A 16,911-nucleotide genomic window follows, 5' to 3' on the forward strand; every position below is an offset into this window, starting at 1 on the left:
TCCATTACAATCTGGTTTAAACATGATCACATCATAACTCAGCCTCGCCTAATAAGCCTCTGCATTTAAATGAATAACCAACAAGAAATATTACGATTATTGTCGCAATTACATTCAAAATAATAAGTGAGTGAAATAAGCCAAAAAACAAGCTCAGCGACCCCACTCCAACAATCGGGATGATGAACCCTGAGTAGGATGCGGAATAATAAGTTGAAATGACGCCTGCACGATCTTCAGGCTTAGGCGCAGTTCCAGCCAACTGCAGGCTTGCTTGAAATGCCCACCCGCCGCCGATTGCTTGAATGAATATTCCCGTCCATAAGAACCCAAGGTTTGTTGTCTTCCCGGAAATGATCATCAACCATGCACCCATTAATAGAAAAAGGATGCCGAGCCGAAGGCGGGTAACAAGCTGCTTCGGCCAGGAAATTCGCTGCGCTAATCCGCCCCCGCCGAGAAGAAGCAAGATTAACAATCCTGAAACGGAAAGATTGGAGGTATGAATAATATTTTTGGCAAAGGAGGGTATTAACGACAACACGATGCCATTGAGAGAGAACACAATAAAACCGGACAAGGCGATAAATAACCAGAACACGGGACGGATATTTTTGGGAATACTTATTTTCATTGAGCTTGTCTTATTTTCTGAATGATTGTCAGATATCGACCATAGAGCAACGGCCGCGCTTATTAGCAATACGGAGAGCAGCATATATGGCAAACGAAGCGGCTGGAAATGGACGTATTGAATGAGCAAACCGCTAATCGCTGGTCCCAGTCCGAATCCGAGCATGACGGCCATACTGGATAAAGGCAATGCCTTGGCCGCTTTGGCTTTTGGAGTTTGCTGTAACAATAAGGTTGTAGCGGTTCCCATGAATGTACCAAACCCGACGCCCTCACAAATTCTGGCCAGGTAAAGTGTCCAGGCCTGATTGTTTGCCATGAACAGGAAAGCTGATACCATCGAAGCAACAACACCGGTCATCGTCACTTTTTTTAATCCCCAGACGTTCGCAATTGGCCCCGCTATTAATAACGCAGGCAAGAGAAACGCGGCATAAACGGCAAATAATAACGTGATGGCAAGGCTGCTTAGGTGAAATCGTTCCTGGTATAAAGGGTACAGCGGCGAAGAGAGCGTAGCTCCAATAGCCATAGTCAAAATGGTCCACAGCATTCTTTTCATTGCGATAACCTCCTAAGATTAAAAACAGATTAAAACGTATGTATACTGTCGGTATCCGGGCGGCGGGAGAAACTTTTAACATAGTATAATAGGAACAGAAGAGTAGCCAGAGAAGGGCGAATCAGGGGATTGGCTCTCCTACCTTATTTTGATTGGAGGATCGTATGATAGATATGGATTTGGCACGTAATAAGCAGCTTGGGGATTTTTTGAAAATAAGACGGGCCCGACTGCATCCGGAGAAGGTTGGATTACCACTGGGAAGAAGAAGGCGTACGGCGGGTCTGAGGCGTGAAGAAGTGGCTCTGTTAGCGGGGGTGAGCGTGGATTGGTATACCTGGTTGGAGCAAGGCAGGGACATACGTGTGTCGTCTCGGGTTTTGGAGGAATTGGCGAGGGTGCTGCAATTGAGTCCCAGTGAGAGAAGACATTTGTTCTTGCTGGCGGAGCAGACCATCCCGTTAGACAACAAGAAGGAGCAGTGTTACGTAAGTCCATCCGTGCAGCAATTTCTTGACTATCAGAATCCGAGTCCGGCTTATGTGACGAATCTCAGATGGGACTTTATTGCCTGGAACCGGGCCGCATGCGCGGTTTTTGGAGATTATAATGAGATGTCGGAGCTTGAGCGCAATTCCGTTTGGCGCACGTTCACTTCATCGTACACGAGGGAGCTGCTGGATTGTTGGGAAGAGCATGGGCAGAGGCGGCTGGCCCAGTTTCGCGCCTCCTATGGAAGGTTTATCGATGACCCCTGGTGGTCTGAAATGATCGATAAACTATCCAAGGAGAGCGAGGAATTCAGGGAATGGTGGCCTCGGCATGACGTCCTGGATACACCGGAAGGAAGAAAGGTCCTTCACCATCCCCGAGCGGGCGAACTTATTCTCGGTCACCTTTCATTCCAGGTTAGTGACTCGCCGGATTTGTTGGTGACGGTGCACATGCCCGAGACGGAGGAAACGCTGGAGAAACTGCGGAGCTTGATGCTGGACTGATGGATACCGTGAAGCTGTTCCAAACTATTTTCGCGCATATACCATGAACAGCGAGGAGGTCACGCTTTGGGAAATGGTGGAGTATCTCGAATCGGTGTTGGCCTCGTCTTTGATCCGCCGAATGATATCCAGATCCATCTCGATATATTTCATGCCCAGCGAGATTAGCACTTCCGCATCCCACTGCGGGCGCGTCTTATCGCATATGTACAACGACTTGGCAATGGCATTGCGTTCCCTGAGCTGTTCAGCGGTTTGCGTGGGATGGCACAGATTCTCTCCCTTGTCATCGGCTTCTTTGAAGGCTTGGCCATAGTTGGCGTCAAAATTTAAAATACCGCCGCCGGGCGCAAGCACGCGGCACATTTCGCTGTACGCTTTGTAAGGATCGGGCAGCGTCCAGGTTACATTGCGGGTGATGATGAAATCAAAGCTCTCATCGGGGAATCTGAGGCTCTGGGCATCCATTTGCTTGTACACGATCCCGGTATACCCCAGATTGGCGGCGTTGGCTTCGGCTTTGGCCAGCATCGCGCTTGAATAATCAATGCCGGTCACGCTGCACCCCAGATCCTTCATAATGAAGGAAAAGAAGCCGGCGCCTGTACCCAGATCCAATACTCTCGGCGAGTCTAATTTCGGCAAATGCTCCTTGATCACTTCGGTATATTTCCCGCGCAGACCGCTATTAAAGTCATGCAGACGCAGCTCGCTGAAATCATCGGCCCGATCCGTCCAATAGTTGTTAATTCGTTCCTGCATTATTTACTCAGCTCCTTATATTAGTGACTTTCCAAAAAAATCACTGCCCCGAGATGCGCTAACATGTCGAAGCAGTGATCGGTAATGTACTATTCTTTATAATCGATGCCGTAGAAGGTTTGGTAGAAATGCTGAACCATTGCGTTCAGGTCCACATCTTTAAATGCATCCGGATATAAAGTTTTGGCCAGCCAAATTTCGCCGAGGGCCATAGATTCCGGCGTAGGATTGCCCCAAGGCTTGGTATAATCCGGCGCGATAATAAGCTTGCCATTCTTAACAGCATCAATTGCGGCCCATGCTTTATCGCCCCGTATTTCATCCAGTACGGATGCATAGCGGCTCTGTACAAAAATCACTTCCGGATTCCACGCTGTAACCTGTTCAACACTGACCTGTTTGTACCCTTTTATCGTTTCCGCGACGTTGCGGGCGCCTGCTTTGGCCATGGCCACACCGACATATTTGCCTGTACCGTAAGTGTACATATTCTCGTTAGCCATGTAGACCTTGATTCTGTCCTGTTCCGGAACTGCGCTCAAGTGTTCGGATACGATGGCCCGGTTGCTGACGACATAATTCCATAACTCTGCCGCTTTATTTTCTGTTCCCGTAATTTGGCCGATCAGGTCGATCGCCTGTTTGAGTCCTTCGGTATAAGCCTCATCCGGATTAACAAGGCTGGGATTTATCGTTGAAGCCTGTTCTTTATCCGCGACATACAAAGTGATTCCAACAACAGGTATGCCAAGCTGTTCAAGCTGCGCAAGGGTCTCTTTCGGAATCTGGTTGGACACGAATACGACATCCGGCTTCAGACTGGCGACAGCCTCAACATTCAATTCGGAGATCGACCCCGGAGTTTCCAAATTCCGTATCCCCGGATATACATCGGCTGCATAGCTTCCGAGCAAGCTCTCCCAATCGCGCAACACGCCTACCAGCTTGTCCTGAGCATGAAGCTCCAGCATAATATCCAATGTATGGTGCTGCAGGGCAACGATTCTGTCCACTTTCTTGGGAATTTCAACCGTACGGCCTAATTGATCGACAATGGTATAGGTCGGTTTAGCGGATGGAGCGGGCTGCTGCTCCCCGGTCTGAGCGTTGTTCGCCGCCGTATTCGTTCCATTCCCGCAGCCGTAGAGCGGAAGCATCAGCAGAAGTGTACACAGCAATAAAGTCAATAAGATTCGCCTGTTTTTCATCACAATTCCCCCTGATTCTAAAAGCGTTTGAAACATAATTTGATATGTTTCGACAATGTTAGTGACCATTATATAAGAGCAATATTCATAAAGCAATGAACTAAATATGTCTAAACTATATTAATTTATATTTATATGCACTAAATATGATTATTGAAATTAAATATAGTGATGTTATGAGTGGATAACAAAGTTACTGCTTGGGATTTAGGGGGGGGGTGGAAAATGTTTACTGTTTTTCATACCTTCGACAAGTTGTATCTATCTGCGTTACTCAAGCGGAGGAGTTGGGTCAAAACTTTCTGCAAGTATCGTTTGGAGGCATAACAAATTTCGTTGTTGGTCATAAATATAGTGTAGGTGCTTTTGTCTATGGCTTTTATATGTTTTGTATTCAAAATATATGATCTATGTACCTTTAAAAAGTATTATAGCACTTGAATTCTACTTGCTCATACACTATTGGATTTTCATATAATTAATGTTAAATTATTCAAACGATGATATTATATTATAATGAAAAGCGAATGGCAAATAATTATATTTTTAGGCGGTGATTTCAATTCATGTACAATATTATGCTTGTTGAGGATTCTATAGAAATTCGGACTGAGCTTTCAAATGTGTTAATTAAAGAAGGATACAAGGTTACTGCGCTTACTGAATTCATTAACTTGCCTGAGCTAATATTATCAACACAGCCAAACTTACTATTGCTGGATATTAATCTTCCAGGGGTTGATGGGTTTACGCTTTGTACTGAGATTCGCCGATCCTCGAATGTTCCGATCATATTTGTAACCAGCCGTAATTCTGAGATTGATGAGTTGATGAGCATCACTCTCGGAGGAGATGACTTTATAACCAAGCCTTACAATATCGCTGTATTATTAGCAAGAATAGCCGCACTTCTAAAAAGAGCTTATTCACAGACAGCATCAGGAGATGTGGTAAAACATGGCGGAGTAGAGCTGCATCTGTTATCAAGCAGAATGGAGTATGATTCAAAAAGTATAGAGCTGACCAAAAATGAGCTAAAGATTCTGCATTATTTAATGATTAAGAAAGGGACGATTGTCTCAAGAAGTGATATTATTGAGCACTTGTGGGATAGTGAAATGTTTGTAGACGATAATACACTGAGCGTAAATATTACCCGAATAAGAAATAAGCTTGAAAGCCTGGGGATAACCAATTATATACAAACGAAACGAGGTCAGGGGTACATGGTATGAGATTAGATTTATTTCTCCGAGACAAAAGCTCATCTATTTTATTAAATATATTCTGTTCGATATTTCTTGCTATTATTTTATTTAGCCTTGGAAATCCAACCGAGATCGTCATTTTAATTTTTTTAGTGTGGCATATGATTCTAATTACTTTTTATTCTGTCCATTACATATCAAGAAGGAAATATTTCGATAATATACTCAAAAATGCAAGTGATTCGGAAAAAAAGTATTTGATATCCGAAATTATAGAACCGCCCCGCTATGTGGACTCTATAACCTACTATACCCTTTTAAAAATGGCCAATAAATCAATGCTTGAAGAAATAACGATGATTAAAAATGACCGTAAGGAATATAAGGAGTATGTTGAGCAATGGGTGCATGAAATAAAAACTCCTATTTCAGCCATAAAGCTAAGCGGGGAAAATAATAAGTCGGAAGTGACACGATTGATACTCTCCGAATTGGAACGTATTGATCATTATGTTGAGCAAGCCCTATTTTATGCCAGAAGTGAGCATGTGGAGAATGATTATTTAATAAAAGAATGTTCTTTGGCAACCAGTGTTCACTCTGTATTGGTTGAAAATAAGCAGATGTTTATCAAAAATAAAATCAAAGTAGAGCTCAAAGGCCTTGAGAAAACCGTCTATTCCGATCATAAGTGGGTTGAATTTATTCTAAATGAGTTGCTAATGAACTCCATTAAGTACAGAAGTGATCAGTCCCCATGTATAAATATTTATGCCGAAGATAAAAAAAATGGAGTGATGCTGGTCATTGAAGATAACGGAATAGGGATATCCAGTCATGAGTTGCCCCGTCTGTTTGATAAAGGCTATACGGGAAATAAGGGAAGGCAATTTAAAAAATCAACTGGTATAGGACTATATTTGTGTAAAAAAATGTGTGAGAAATTGGGATTGCTTATTGAAATTCAATCTAAAGAACACGAGTATACTAAAGTCATTATTTTTTTTCCAAAAGGACGTCTTGTCAAACTATAAGGTATGCAGACAAAGGAACCTTTCGATCAGTGTATTACGACTGGCGGAGGGTTCTTTTTTTCTTACGAATTTGTAAGTTTGCCGTAAGCTTACTTAATACCACCGGGAACTGGAAAGTTATAAAGTATAAGCAGAGGTGATGCGCATGCAATCTATATTGGAATTAAAAAACATTGAGAAATACTATGGCGGAAAATCGAGTATAACCAAGGCCATCGACGATCTTAGCTTTACTGTTGCAGAAGGAGAGTTCATCGGTGTTATGGGACCATCCGGTTCCGGAAAGACAACGCTTTTGAATATGATCGCGACAATTGACCATGTTAGTTCAGGTCATATTTACATTGGCGGACAGGATATTACCGAGATGCGTCCCAAAGAAATAGCTTCCTTCAGGAGAAAGAACTTGGGATTTGTTTTTCAAGACTTTAATTTGCTTGACACTCTGACTGTCCAGGAGAATATTGCTTTAGCTCTAACAATCAACCGATATTCACCCAAGACTATAGACGAACTGGTGACCAAAATAGCAACAAAACTAGGGATTGAAGAAATTCTAAAAAAATATCCTTATGAGGTTTCAGGAGGACAGAAACAGCGTGCCGCTTGCGCCAGAGCCATAATCACGAAGCCAAAGCTTATTCTAGCTGATGAACCTACCGGCTCACTTGATTCAAAATCCGCTCAAATGCTGCTGGAAGCCATTTCTGATTTAAATCAGACCATGAAAGCCACGATATTAATGGTGACTCATGACGCGTTTTCCGCAAGTTATTGTAACCGGATTTTAGTCATAAAGGATGGAAAGATTTTCACTGAGTTGATAAAAGGAGAGCTAACGCGTAAGCAGTTTTTCAACCAAATTCTAGACACAATGGCTTTACTCGGGGGGGATGTTAGGAGTGTACGCTAAACTGTCTCTTCGTAACGCCAAAAGAGCTGCAAAAGATTACTTGATTTATTTTGTAACCTTAACATTATCAGTAAGTTTATTCTATGCATTTAGTTCCTTATCCAGTTCACGTTATGAATTGGTGACTGGGATCAATTATAACCTTGATCAATTTTATAAATATGTCCAATACGCAGCCTATCTCATTTCAGCAATCCTTGTTTTTTTAGTCTACCAAGTTAACAAATATATGATAAGGAGACGTAAGAGAGAGTTCGCTACCTATATTTTATTAGGCATTGGGCAGAGTAATGTGGCTTATATGTTTGTCATTGAAACCCTGATTATACTTCTTTGGTCTATTGTTATGGGAATCTTGCTCGGAACTTTATTTTCACAGGTACTAACCGTTTTGATTCAGACTTCGATTGATAGCAGTATTTCTTTTGGTTTCAGAGTGTACCCGGACACCGTTTTATCGACGGCTATATTTTTTATAGTGATATTTCTGATTATAGGGATGTTTAACCTTAGAAATTTATCAAGAATTAAATTGATTGACATGTTTAATGATGAGAGGAAGACGGAGATACAATTTGCAAGGGGTAAGTGGTTCTATATATTAATAGCTGTGTTATCTGTACTGAGTTTTATTTTTGCGTTTGTCAATCTTCATAGATACATGCAGGTACAGCATCTTTTAGCTGTGGATGTTTCTGTTAAAAATCAGATTCTGCTCAAAGTTATTATCGGAATTATTCTGGGAACTTATGCTTTATTTTATTCCTTGGCCTATTTCATAGTCCTGGTAAAAGATAACTTAATTTACTTTAAGTACAAACATACCAACTTATTTTTGCTTGGCAGCTTGCTTTCTAAAATTAATACAACCTCAATGATGATGGCAACGGTAACTCTATCATTGTTTGGTTCTATCTTATGTTTTTCTGTGAGTCCTATTTTATCCGAATGGGCAAAGGGGTATTTGGCATACCGAAGTGTATTTGATGTTCAGATCAACAGCGTCTATAACTCTATAACAAAAATTGAAGATCTGCCTGCGATTGATTATGGGCCGGTATACAACCACATCCAAAACAGTGAATTTGGAATCAAGGAGTATGTTCAATTTAAAATGTATTTCATGAATGAACAAGATTTTTACAAAAGACGTAAAACTAATTTTCCGGTACTCGCTATTTCATTAAGTGATTATAATCAGCTCAGAAAAATGGCCGGATATGAAGCAATCGTATTGCAAGATAATGAATTTGCAATGCAATGGGATGGGAAGACATCCGATGAGGTAATCCGAAAATATATGGATAATCATCCAGAGATTCATGTGGGAAATGCATCATTTAAGGGAAGTTATAACCAAACCTACACGGATTCATTGGGAGAAGCTGTCTATAATTCATATACCGATTATACTTTTGTTCTGCCTGATAAGGCCTGCAAAGGATTACTTGCCGCCAATATCAACTTCTACGCTAATACCAAAAAGAAAATGAGCTATGCATTTTCCACTACGATAGCCCCTTTAATCGAAAATTTGGTTAAAAAAAATTACTCAGCGTTATATCAGAAATACGCCGATGATCCTGAATTTAAAAATTTTATTGTCACGAGAACCAAAACTGAGCAGATCAATGAGGGAACTTCAAGCTCACTGTTAATAAGGATTATAGGATTGTACGGAGGGACTATTTTACTGATTATCTGTTTAACATTACTTGCTCTGCAGCAGCTATCGGATTCACTGGAGAACCGAAGATCTTACCAGATTCTCGGAAAAATAGGCGTGGATAGGCTGGATATCAACTGGTTGATTTTTAAGCAGATCGGTATATATTTTAGTATTCCGGTAATAACGGCTATGTTGGCATTCGGAATATTTTTGTATCAATTCTCAACGAAAAATTATAACGAAATAAGCACTTATGTAGGAACCAGACTCTTTGGACTTAATATATGCATCTCGCTAATTATGATTGTCGGAATCTATTTAAGTTATTTTGCAACGACATATTTAAGCTTTAAAAGGAATTTGGATTTATAATGATGGAACAATCCCCTTCTTCCTTGACCGAACAAATAGAGCAGCGGTAAAATGGTTATGCCAGTATTGGTATAACCATTTTGTTTTGCAGAGGAGCAAGCCCTATGCCGCCGGTAGAGAAACAGAACATTAGAGAATACGTGATTCAGCATATTTTGCAAAAAATTGAGAACGGCGAACTGAAATCCGGCGATAAGCTGACCAATGAGCGCGAGTTGTCCGACAGGCTTGGAGTGAGCCGGGTTCCGCTGCGAGAAGCGATTTCGGCGTTGTCGACGCTGGGAATTCTGGAGGCCCGCCAAGGAGAAGGCACGTTCGTCAGCGAGTATAATCCGGGCGTGATCGGCAAGATTATCCGGACCTACCGCTTGTTTGATCGTTCACTGATTGAGGAGATTTTTGAGGCGAGGGTCTTGCTGGAGGCCGATGCGTCCAGGCTGGCCGCCATGAACCGTACGGATGAGGATTTGGACAAGATCAAAGAGGCGATGAGCAGGCACGAAGAGACGGTGCGCCGGTATTCACAGAATGAGGCGGATATCGTAACCGTGCTGGAGTATGACAATGAAGTTCATTTGGGAATCGCCGCCGCTGCTCATAACAACTTCTTTCTGCAGATCATCGATACTGTCCGTCACGCAGGGCAGAGCCGTCATATTTTCGATGGAAAATACACGGTGAACCCGCTTCACGTTGAAGAATCGGTTGCTTATCACGGAAGCATTGTCCGTGCCATTGAGCAGCGGGACGGCGAAGCCGCATACCTGGCGATGAGAGAGCATATTCTGCACATCCGGGCTGCTCTGGACGTAGACAAGCTGAAGGAGGACTTCGACGGCAAAAGGGAATAAGCATCGAAGCATAGCCGCACTTTGCGGGCTATCTTGAAATATAAGACTTTATAAGCTGCGCGCCTATCGTTTCGTCTTATATTTTTACGAGAAATGCACCTGCGTCTTGAAAAGACGCCGTCAGGCGTTTCTTCTTACGAAAGGAGTTACTCAGTTATGAAAAAGATCAAGGGCGCCGGACTGTTATTGTCGGCGCTTCTGCTTGTGCTGCTGGGGGCGGCTTGCGGCGGGGGCGGCCCGGAGGCAACAAGCAGCCAGCCGGCAAATTCACTTTCAGGCGCGGCAGTCAGCCCATCGCCAGCCGCTTCTCCGGGCGGTTCTTCTGCCGCCGGAGAGCACGGTCAGGCCGCAGGTTCTGCACAACCAGGGGATGTACGCCGAACGCTGGAAATTTCATTTCCTTTCGTCCGCCAGGACGGAATCGCCACCAATCAGTTCGCCGTATGGATAGAGGATGGCAGCGGCCGATTTGTCAACACGCTTTATGCCACCCGGTTTATCGCTACCGGAGGGTATAAACTGCGGCCGGAGGCCATTCCGACTTGGGTGGAGCACTCGGGACTTGCACAGGCCTCGCCGGAAGAGGCGGACGCGGTCTCGGGAGCGACCCTTTCCAGCGGTCAGTTGAAGTTTGCCTGGGACTGCAAAGATCAAGACGGCAACCCCGTTCCGGATGGGACCTACCGGTTCTATGTGGAGGGGACGACCCGCTGGGAGAACCGGATCTTGTACGAGGGAACGATCGCGGTCGGCAAAGAGCGGACCGAGTCGGAAGCCGATGTGAAATATACGACCGATGAAGCAGCACAGAGCGGCATGATTGGCCAAGTGACTGCCGTGTATATGCCTTAAATTAAAGGAGGAAATTAGCAGATGGGAAAGAATTACCGTTCGGAGCTTGTAGGGGCCTTTGGCTGCCCGATTGATGAGAATCCTACCGGAGTCATGGAAGAGGCGGCATTTAAGGCGAAAGGCCTCGACTACCGGTATCTGACGATCAAAGTAAATGAGGGTGATCTGGAAGCAGCCATGAAGGCGGTGCGCGTACTTCATATGCGCGGGATCAACCTGACCATTCCCCATAAGGTGGAGGTTCTTCGCTATCTCGATGAGCTGTCGGAAGCGGCGGAATTGATTGGCGCCGTCAATATGGTCGTCAACAACGACGGCAAGCTGTGGGGAGAGAATACCGACGGCAAAGGCTTCTTGACTTCGCTTACGAATGAAGGAATTTCGGTTGCGGGAAAGACAATCACGGTGCTCGGGGCAGGCGGAGCGGCGCGGGCCATCAGCGTGGAATGCGCGCTTGCCGGAGCGGCCAAGGTGAATATCGCCAACCGCGGCAGAACGCGCGGAACAGAACTTGCCTTGCTCATCAATGAGCGTACCAGCGCGAAAGCCGAATATATCCCGTGGGACAATGCGCTCGAAGTGCCGGCGGACACCGATATCTTGGTCAATGCCACTTCGGTGGGGCTGTACCCGAATGTCAACGATAAACCTGATGTGAACTACGATACGATCAAGCCGAATACGACGGTCAGCGACGTTATCTTCAATGATCCCCACACCGTCTTTTTGCAGGAGGCTGAGCGCCGCGGCGCGAAGACAATCAACGGACTCGGAATGCTGGTCAATCAAGGGGCGGTTAATTTTACATTATGGACAGGAGTGGAAGCTCCTATCGACATTATGACGCAAACGTTGAAAAATGAGTTTGGGCTAACCTGAGTTCCGCAGGCTCTGAGATTATCAATTTGTAATCATCGTATCATCATGAAAAATCGGCGCTTTAACATAAATCCCGTGCAAGCCTTAACCGGCAGGCTCGGGATTTTTGTATAAAATATTGATTGAAAACGATTTCTTTGATATATTAGGAATATGAAGTTTACTAAGTATTAAGTAAATTTCTTAGTAAATTAGCGGGGTTGTGAACAATATGACGAGAATTAAGGATGTTGCGGAATTCGCAAATGTTTCAACGGCTACGGTATCCAGAATATTGAACAATGACCCATCGCTTTCCGTCTCGGGTGAAACGAGGAAGAGAGTTCTGGAAGTTGTGAATGAACTGAACTATAAGCCCGGAAGAAGAAAGAGAACCAAAGCCGTTCAGGACAAGGAAGCCTTTAACATAGGCTTGATTCTGACGAATGATGAGGCTATTGATCCTTACTTCATGTCCATGAGACAAGGCGTCGAGAGTGTATGTGATCAATATTCGGTCAAGATTGCCTCGGTCTTCAATATTGGCAAAAGCGATTTTTCTCCGGGCAGAATGGCCGGTCTTGACGGGCTTATTGTTCTGGGAGACGTCAACAGCGAGGAGCTTAAAGAGGCTTATGGCCATAATCGCAATATTGTGTTCGTTGATTTCTTGCCCGAGGAAGAAAATTATGATGCTGTGATTTCCGACTTTGAAACCGCTACCCGTAAGATTTTAAACTACCTGTTCGGCGCCGGACATCGTCAGATCGCCTACATTGGCGGCAAAGGCTTAATCCGCAGCATCCATAATGGAAGAGCGATTGATAAAGAGGATATCCGGCTGAGCACTTATGAGAGAATCATGAAGGAAGAGGGACTTTTTCAAGCGGATAACGTTCTGGTAGGGGAGTTCGGACCGATGAGCGGATATACCCTGATGAAGCAGCTCATAGGCAGCAAGTCTTTTCCGAGTGCGGTTGTGGTTGCCAGCGACCCTATGGCCATAGGCGCCATGAAAGCGCTGCATGAGGCAGGCATTAAAGTTCCCGATGATATTTCCATTTTTAGCTTTGATGATATCGAGGCATCCGCTTTTTTGAATCCGACGCTGTCTACGGTCAAGGTCCACACGGAGGAAATGGGAAGAACCGCGGTGAAGCTTTTGGCCGACCGTATGAAGAGCGGAAGAGAAGTGCCGCTGAGAGTAACTTTGCCTACCGAACTTGTTGTAAGAGAGAGCACCGGGCATAAAGCATGAAAACCATATATCCATACGCTGCTTCCAATGCCAGCCACCACAAACCATTTAGGAGTGATTTGATCGATGGGAATTCAATTTGATGCAGAGAACAGACTTTTTCATTTGCAAGCAAAGGATACCAGTTATGTGCTAGGAATTGTTCGTGATGAATTCCTGCTGCATCTGTATTGGGGTAGAAAAATCAATGAGTATCATCATTCCAACCGGATTCAGCTGCTCGACCGGGGATTTTCCGGAAATCCATATAAGGAAGACCGTGCCTTCTCTCTCGATACGCTTCCGCAAGAGTATCCTCAATACGGGAATACGGATTACCGGAAGCCCGCTTACCAGGTCCAGCTTGAGAACGGATCGACGGTATCCGATTTGCGCTACGTGTCACATGCCATTTTTAAGGGGAAACCTGCTTTGGAAGGCCTTCCTGCTACATATGTAGAGAATGAACAGGAAGCGGAAACGCTTGAGATCGTAACGGAAGATAAAGTGTCCGGACTGCGTGTTATTTTAAGCTATACCGTGTTTGAGCAGTTCAATGTCATTACGAGATCGGTGCGGTTCGCGAATAAGGGGACCGAGTCCCTGAAGCTGCTGAGAGCCTTAAGCCTAAGTGTGGATTTTCAAGATGCCGACTTCGATTTCCTTCACTTGTATGGAGCCCATGTCAAAGAGAGACATATCGAAAGACGGCCGCTCAGACATGGAATCCAGTCCATCGAGAGCAGCCGGGGCGCCAGCAGCCACCAGCATAACCCGTTCATTGCCCTGCTCAGAACAGGCGCGAATGAAACCTCAGGCGAAGTATTCGCATTTAACTTTGTATACAGCGGTAATTTCCTGGCCCAGGCCGAGGTGGATCAGTTCCGCAACACAAGAGTGACGATGGGAATTAATCCTTTTGATTTTAGCTGGAAGCTCGAACCCGGCGAAGAATTCCAGGCGCCCGAAGCGGTTATGGTTTACTCATCCGAAGGCCTTGGAGATATGTCGAGAACCTTCCACGCTCTATATCGCACACGGCTGACGAGAGGACTCCACCGTGACAAAGAACGGCCTATTCTGGTGAACAACTGGGAAGCGACGTACTTCGATTTCAATGCCGATAAAATACTCGATATCGCGAGCGCCGGCAAGGAGCTTGGAATCGAGCTGTTTGTCCTGGACGACGGTTGGTTTGAAAAAAGAAATGACGACAAGTCCTCGCTCGGCGACTGGTTCGTGGACCGGGAGAAGCTGCCGGAAGGGCTGGACACCGTAGCGGAGCGTGTCAAAGAAATGGGGCTGCAGTTCGGACTGTGGTTTGAGCCCGAGATGATCTCGGTGGACAGCGATTTATACCGTAAACACCCGGATTGGTGCCTGCATGTGCCGAATCGTCCCCGTTCCGAGAGCCGCAATCAGTTGATTCTTGATTTTTCAAGGGAAGAGGTATGTGAAGAAATTATCAGACAGGTAAGCGCGATACTTGGCACGGTTCCGATTTCCTATGTGAAATGGGATATGAACCGTCATATGACGGAGATCGGGTCGGCGTCCCTGCCTGCTGACAGACAGAGGGAGACGGCGCATCGTTACATGCTCGGGTTATACAAAGTCATGGATGCCATCACCTCCTCTTTTCCCGAAGTCCTGTTTGAGAGCTGCTCCGGCGGGGGGGGACGATTCGATCCCGGTATTCTCTACTATATGCCGCAGACGTGGACCAGCGACAACACCGACGCCATTTCCCGGTTGAAAATCCAGTATGGCACAAGCCTCGTGTACCCGATCATTACAATGGGCTCCCATGTATCCGCAGTCCCGAACCACCAGGTTCACCGGATCACTTCGATGGAGATGCGGGGCGACGTGGCGATGTCCGGCAACCTGGGCTATGAGCTGGATCTGACCAAGCTGACGGATGAGGAGAAAGAGACGGTCAAGCAGCAGGTAGCCAAGTACAAGGAGATCAGAAGCTTGATTCAATTCGGAGATTTCTACCGCCTGCTCAGCCCATTTGAAGGAAATGATACCGCCTGGCTGTTTGCCGATCAAGACAAGAAAGAAGTCATCGCCTTCTATTTCAATGTTCTTGCCGAGCCTGCGGCTCCGCTCAAGTTCCTGAAATTGAACGGAATCGATGTGACCAAGAAATACCGGCTGACCGGGACGGACGAGGTATACGGCGGCGATGAGCTTGCTTATGTCGGCTTGAGTATTCCTACAGAAGCCGAGCGGGATTTCCATAGTTATGTTTGGCATTTTACTGAAGTTAATTAAAAGAGTGCGGTAAACTTACGGCCTTTCCCTTAGGGAGGGGCCGTTTTACTGTCTTTAGAACTATTTTTTAGGTAATGCAAACGTTCTATTGAATGTATGCGTTATCTTTGGTATACTTATTTTAGTAAAAACAACCGGCATTTAACTAGTTACGTTGTAGAAAGCGTTTTACTGTTTGCGAGCCTTATCATGTTGAAGGAGGAGAATTAATGAGAACGCTTAACAGAAATTATTGGATTTTTGGGGTATTCTTTATGCTTTACTTCTTTATTTGGGCTGCTTGCACGATGTTTTTATCTCTCTGGCTGACCCAAGAAGGCGGCCTTAATTCCACTAAGACAGGCGTTATTTTCTCTGCTATATCAATTGCAGCCATTTGCTTTCAGCCTTTTTTCGGAATCGTGTCAGATAAACTCGGCCTGAAAAAGAATTTACTCTGGCTGTTTATCGGATTATTGGTGTTTATCGGACCGTTCTTCGTTTATTTATTTCCGGCTTTGCTCAAGACGAATATCATTCTGGCGGCTGTAATTGGGGGCGCTTACCTGGGGGCAATTTTCAATGGAGGCGTTGGCGCAATCGAAGCTTATATTGAGAGAGTCAGTCATTTGAACGGGTTTGAATACGGGCGGGTCAGAGTGTTCGGGAACATTGGCGCTGCGGCAAGTACTTTTGTTACTGGGCATTTGTTCAATACGAATCCCGATTTGATCTTCTGGATAGGCACAGGCATGGCTCTCCTGCTGGCCGTGGTGTTCTCCTTTGCCAAAATGGGGAATTCCGAGCCTAGCGCGGTAAATGCAGACAAAGCAGCGGCGCCCCCCAAAGGATCTACCCTCGAGCTTTTTAAGAACAAAAAGTTCTGGATGTTCGTACTGTACGTCCTTGGCGTTGGCTGCATATACGATGTTTATGATCAGCAGTTTGCCGTATATTTCACCCATTTCTTTGCCACACCGGAGAAGGGAACTCAGGTCTTTGGCAACCTCGTAACCTTGCAAATCTTTTTGGAAGCGATTGTAATGATCCTGGCGCCGTTCATTATTAATAAAATCGGAGCGAAAAATGCTCTGCTGTATGCAGGTTTCATTATGTCTATCCGGATCTTGGGATCAAGTGTGGCGGACGGAGCGGTTGCAATCAGCCTGCTAAAATTAATGCATGCCCTGGAAGTTCCGATCCTGCTGGTGGCCGTCTTCAAATACATCTCGGCGAATTTTGATATGAGATTGTCAGCGACGATTTATCTGATTGGATTCCAGTTCTCCAAGCAAGTAGGAGCCATCTTCCTGTCGACCATCGCGGGGAACATGTATGATACCGTTGGATTTAAAAGCGCATACTTGCTGCTTGGTTCCATTGCTCTCGTGTTCACTGCCATCTCAATCTTTACATTATCCGGCAAAAAGATGCTTATTGTGAAAAATGTAAGCGCTCAAGAAGCGAGCTGAATTCAGCAGTCATCAAGCTAAAA

The 16,911-nt window shown here is 45.1% G+C and carries 14 protein-coding genes and 1 pseudogene; 11 read left to right on the forward strand and 4 right to left on the reverse strand.

The window, feature by feature from the left end:
• Positions 1 to 31: 31 nt before the first annotated feature.
• A complete protein-coding gene (locus KP014_RS07155) occupies positions 32 to 1,195 on the reverse strand; it encodes an MFS transporter (protein WP_036590864.1) in 1,164 nt (387 codons plus the stop codon).
• A 164-nt stretch (positions 1,196 to 1,359) separates the two neighbouring features.
• Between KP014_RS07155 and KP014_RS07160 the strand changes: the two genes are divergently transcribed.
• Positions 1,360 to 2,193 (forward strand): helix-turn-helix transcriptional regulator, encoded by an 834-nt coding sequence (locus tag KP014_RS07160; RefSeq protein WP_036590862.1) that lies wholly within the window; start codon positions 1,360 to 1,362, stop codon positions 2,191 to 2,193.
• A 24-nt stretch (positions 2,194 to 2,217) separates the two neighbouring features.
• Here KP014_RS07160 and KP014_RS07165 read toward each other — a convergent pair whose 3' ends face one another.
• The 3 genes and pseudogenes from KP014_RS07165 to KP014_RS29335 all read right to left on the reverse strand — a co-directional run.
• Positions 2,218 to 2,955, reverse strand: coding sequence for a class I SAM-dependent methyltransferase (locus KP014_RS07165; protein WP_036590861.1), 738 nt, complete (start codon positions 2,953 to 2,955; stop codon positions 2,218 to 2,220).
• Positions 2,956 to 3,044: 89 nt separating this feature from the next.
• Positions 3,045 to 4,163 (reverse strand): ABC transporter substrate-binding protein, encoded by a 1,119-nt coding sequence (locus KP014_RS07170; RefSeq protein WP_036590858.1) that lies wholly within the window; start codon positions 4,161 to 4,163, stop codon positions 3,045 to 3,047.
• A gap of 239 nt (positions 4,164 to 4,402) precedes the next feature.
• Positions 4,403 to 4,579 (reverse strand): annotated as a pseudogene (locus KP014_RS29335) (LytTR family DNA-binding domain-containing protein); the annotation flags it as partial.
• A gap of 150 nt (positions 4,580 to 4,729) precedes the next feature.
• Here KP014_RS29335 and KP014_RS07180 point away from each other — a divergent pair.
• The 10 genes from KP014_RS07180 (at position 4,730) to KP014_RS07225 (ending at position 16,888) form a co-directional block, all read left to right on the forward strand.
• Complete coding sequence (locus KP014_RS07180; RefSeq protein ID WP_036590855.1) at positions 4,730 to 5,398, forward strand: response regulator transcription factor; 669 nt, start codon at positions 4,730 to 4,732, stop codon at positions 5,396 to 5,398.
• Positions 5,395 to 6,405 (forward strand): sensor histidine kinase, encoded by a 1,011-nt coding sequence (locus tag KP014_RS07185; protein WP_036590852.1) that lies wholly within the window; start codon positions 5,395 to 5,397, stop codon positions 6,403 to 6,405. Before KP014_RS07180 ends, KP014_RS07185 begins: the two co-directional genes overlap by 4 nt.
• Before the next feature lie 145 nt (positions 6,406 to 6,550).
• On the forward strand, positions 6,551 to 7,318 hold the full coding sequence (locus KP014_RS07190; protein WP_036590849.1) for an ABC transporter ATP-binding protein: 768 nt from the start codon (positions 6,551 to 6,553) through the stop codon (positions 7,316 to 7,318).
• Positions 7,308 to 9,359: an FtsX-like permease family protein gene (locus tag KP014_RS07195; RefSeq protein WP_036590846.1), complete on the forward strand. Its 2,052-nt coding sequence runs from the start codon at positions 7,308 to 7,310 to the stop codon at positions 9,357 to 9,359. Before KP014_RS07190 ends, KP014_RS07195 begins: the two co-directional genes overlap by 11 nt.
• A 104-nt stretch (positions 9,360 to 9,463) precedes the next feature.
• On the forward strand, positions 9,464 to 10,210 hold the full coding sequence (locus KP014_RS07200; RefSeq protein WP_036590842.1) for a FadR/GntR family transcriptional regulator: 747 nt from the start codon (positions 9,464 to 9,466) through the stop codon (positions 10,208 to 10,210).
• A gap of 156 nt (positions 10,211 to 10,366) precedes the next feature.
• Entirely contained in the window at positions 10,367 to 11,062 is a 696-nt protein-coding gene (locus KP014_RS07205; protein ID WP_051500272.1) for a DUF2271 domain-containing protein, read from the forward strand.
• A gap of 21 nt (positions 11,063 to 11,083) precedes the next feature.
• Positions 11,084 to 11,941, forward strand: coding sequence for a shikimate dehydrogenase (aroE, locus tag KP014_RS07210; protein ID WP_036597842.1), 858 nt, complete (start codon positions 11,084 to 11,086; stop codon positions 11,939 to 11,941).
• A 211-nt stretch (positions 11,942 to 12,152) separates the two neighbouring features.
• On the forward strand, positions 12,153 to 13,178 hold the full coding sequence (locus KP014_RS07215) for a LacI family DNA-binding transcriptional regulator (RefSeq protein WP_036597841.1): 1,026 nt from the start codon (positions 12,153 to 12,155) through the stop codon (positions 13,176 to 13,178).
• A gap of 66 nt (positions 13,179 to 13,244) precedes the next feature.
• Positions 13,245 to 15,437 (forward strand): alpha-galactosidase, encoded by a 2,193-nt coding sequence (locus tag KP014_RS07220; protein WP_036597839.1) that lies wholly within the window; start codon positions 13,245 to 13,247, stop codon positions 15,435 to 15,437.
• 209 nt (positions 15,438 to 15,646) lie between these two features.
• Entirely contained in the window at positions 15,647 to 16,888 is a 1,242-nt protein-coding gene (locus KP014_RS07225; protein ID WP_036597837.1) for an MFS transporter, read from the forward strand.
• Positions 16,889 to 16,911: the final 23 nt, after the last annotated feature.

It is taken from the genome of Paenibacillus sophorae, from assembly GCF_018966525.1.
Classification (GTDB): Bacteria; Bacillota; Bacilli; order Paenibacillales; family Paenibacillaceae; genus Paenibacillus_AQ; species Paenibacillus_AQ sophorae.

What these genes read in the sequence shown, in the direction of transcription:
- aroE (WP_036597842.1), top strand. Translation starts at nt 11,084, where the DNA reads ATGGGAAAGAATTACCGTTCGGAGCTTGTAGGGGCCTTTGGCTGCCCG.
- KP014_RS07215 (WP_036597841.1), top strand. Translation starts at nt 12,153, where the DNA reads ATGACGAGAATTAAGGATGTTGCGGAATTCGCAAATGTTTCAACGGCT.
- KP014_RS07200 (WP_036590842.1), top strand. Translation starts at nt 9,464, where the DNA reads ATGCCGCCGGTAGAGAAACAGAACATTAGAGAATACGTGATTCAGCAT.
- KP014_RS07225 (WP_036597837.1), top strand. Translation starts at nt 15,647, where the DNA reads ATGAGAACGCTTAACAGAAATTATTGGATTTTTGGGGTATTCTTTATG.
- KP014_RS07170 (WP_036590858.1), bottom strand. Translation starts at nt 4,163, where the DNA reads ATGAAAAACAGGCGAATCTTATTGACTTTATTGCTGTGTACACTTCTG.
- KP014_RS07220 (WP_036597839.1), top strand. Translation starts at nt 13,245, where the DNA reads ATGGGAATTCAATTTGATGCAGAGAACAGACTTTTTCATTTGCAAGCA.
- KP014_RS07165 (WP_036590861.1), bottom strand. Translation starts at nt 2,955, where the DNA reads ATGCAGGAACGAATTAACAACTATTGGACGGATCGGGCCGATGATTTC.
- KP014_RS07185 (WP_036590852.1), top strand. Translation starts at nt 5,395, where the DNA reads ATGAGATTAGATTTATTTCTCCGAGACAAAAGCTCATCTATTTTATTA.
- KP014_RS07190 (WP_036590849.1), top strand. Translation starts at nt 6,551, where the DNA reads ATGCAATCTATATTGGAATTAAAAAACATTGAGAAATACTATGGCGGA.
- KP014_RS07205 (WP_051500272.1), top strand. Translation starts at nt 10,367, where the DNA reads ATGAAAAAGATCAAGGGCGCCGGACTGTTATTGTCGGCGCTTCTGCTT.
- KP014_RS07160 (WP_036590862.1), top strand. Translation starts at nt 1,360, where the DNA reads ATGATAGATATGGATTTGGCACGTAATAAGCAGCTTGGGGATTTTTTG.
- KP014_RS07180 (WP_036590855.1), top strand. Translation starts at nt 4,730, where the DNA reads ATGTACAATATTATGCTTGTTGAGGATTCTATAGAAATTCGGACTGAG.
- KP014_RS07155 (WP_036590864.1), bottom strand. Translation starts at nt 1,195, where the DNA reads ATGAAAAGAATGCTGTGGACCATTTTGACTATGGCTATTGGAGCTACG.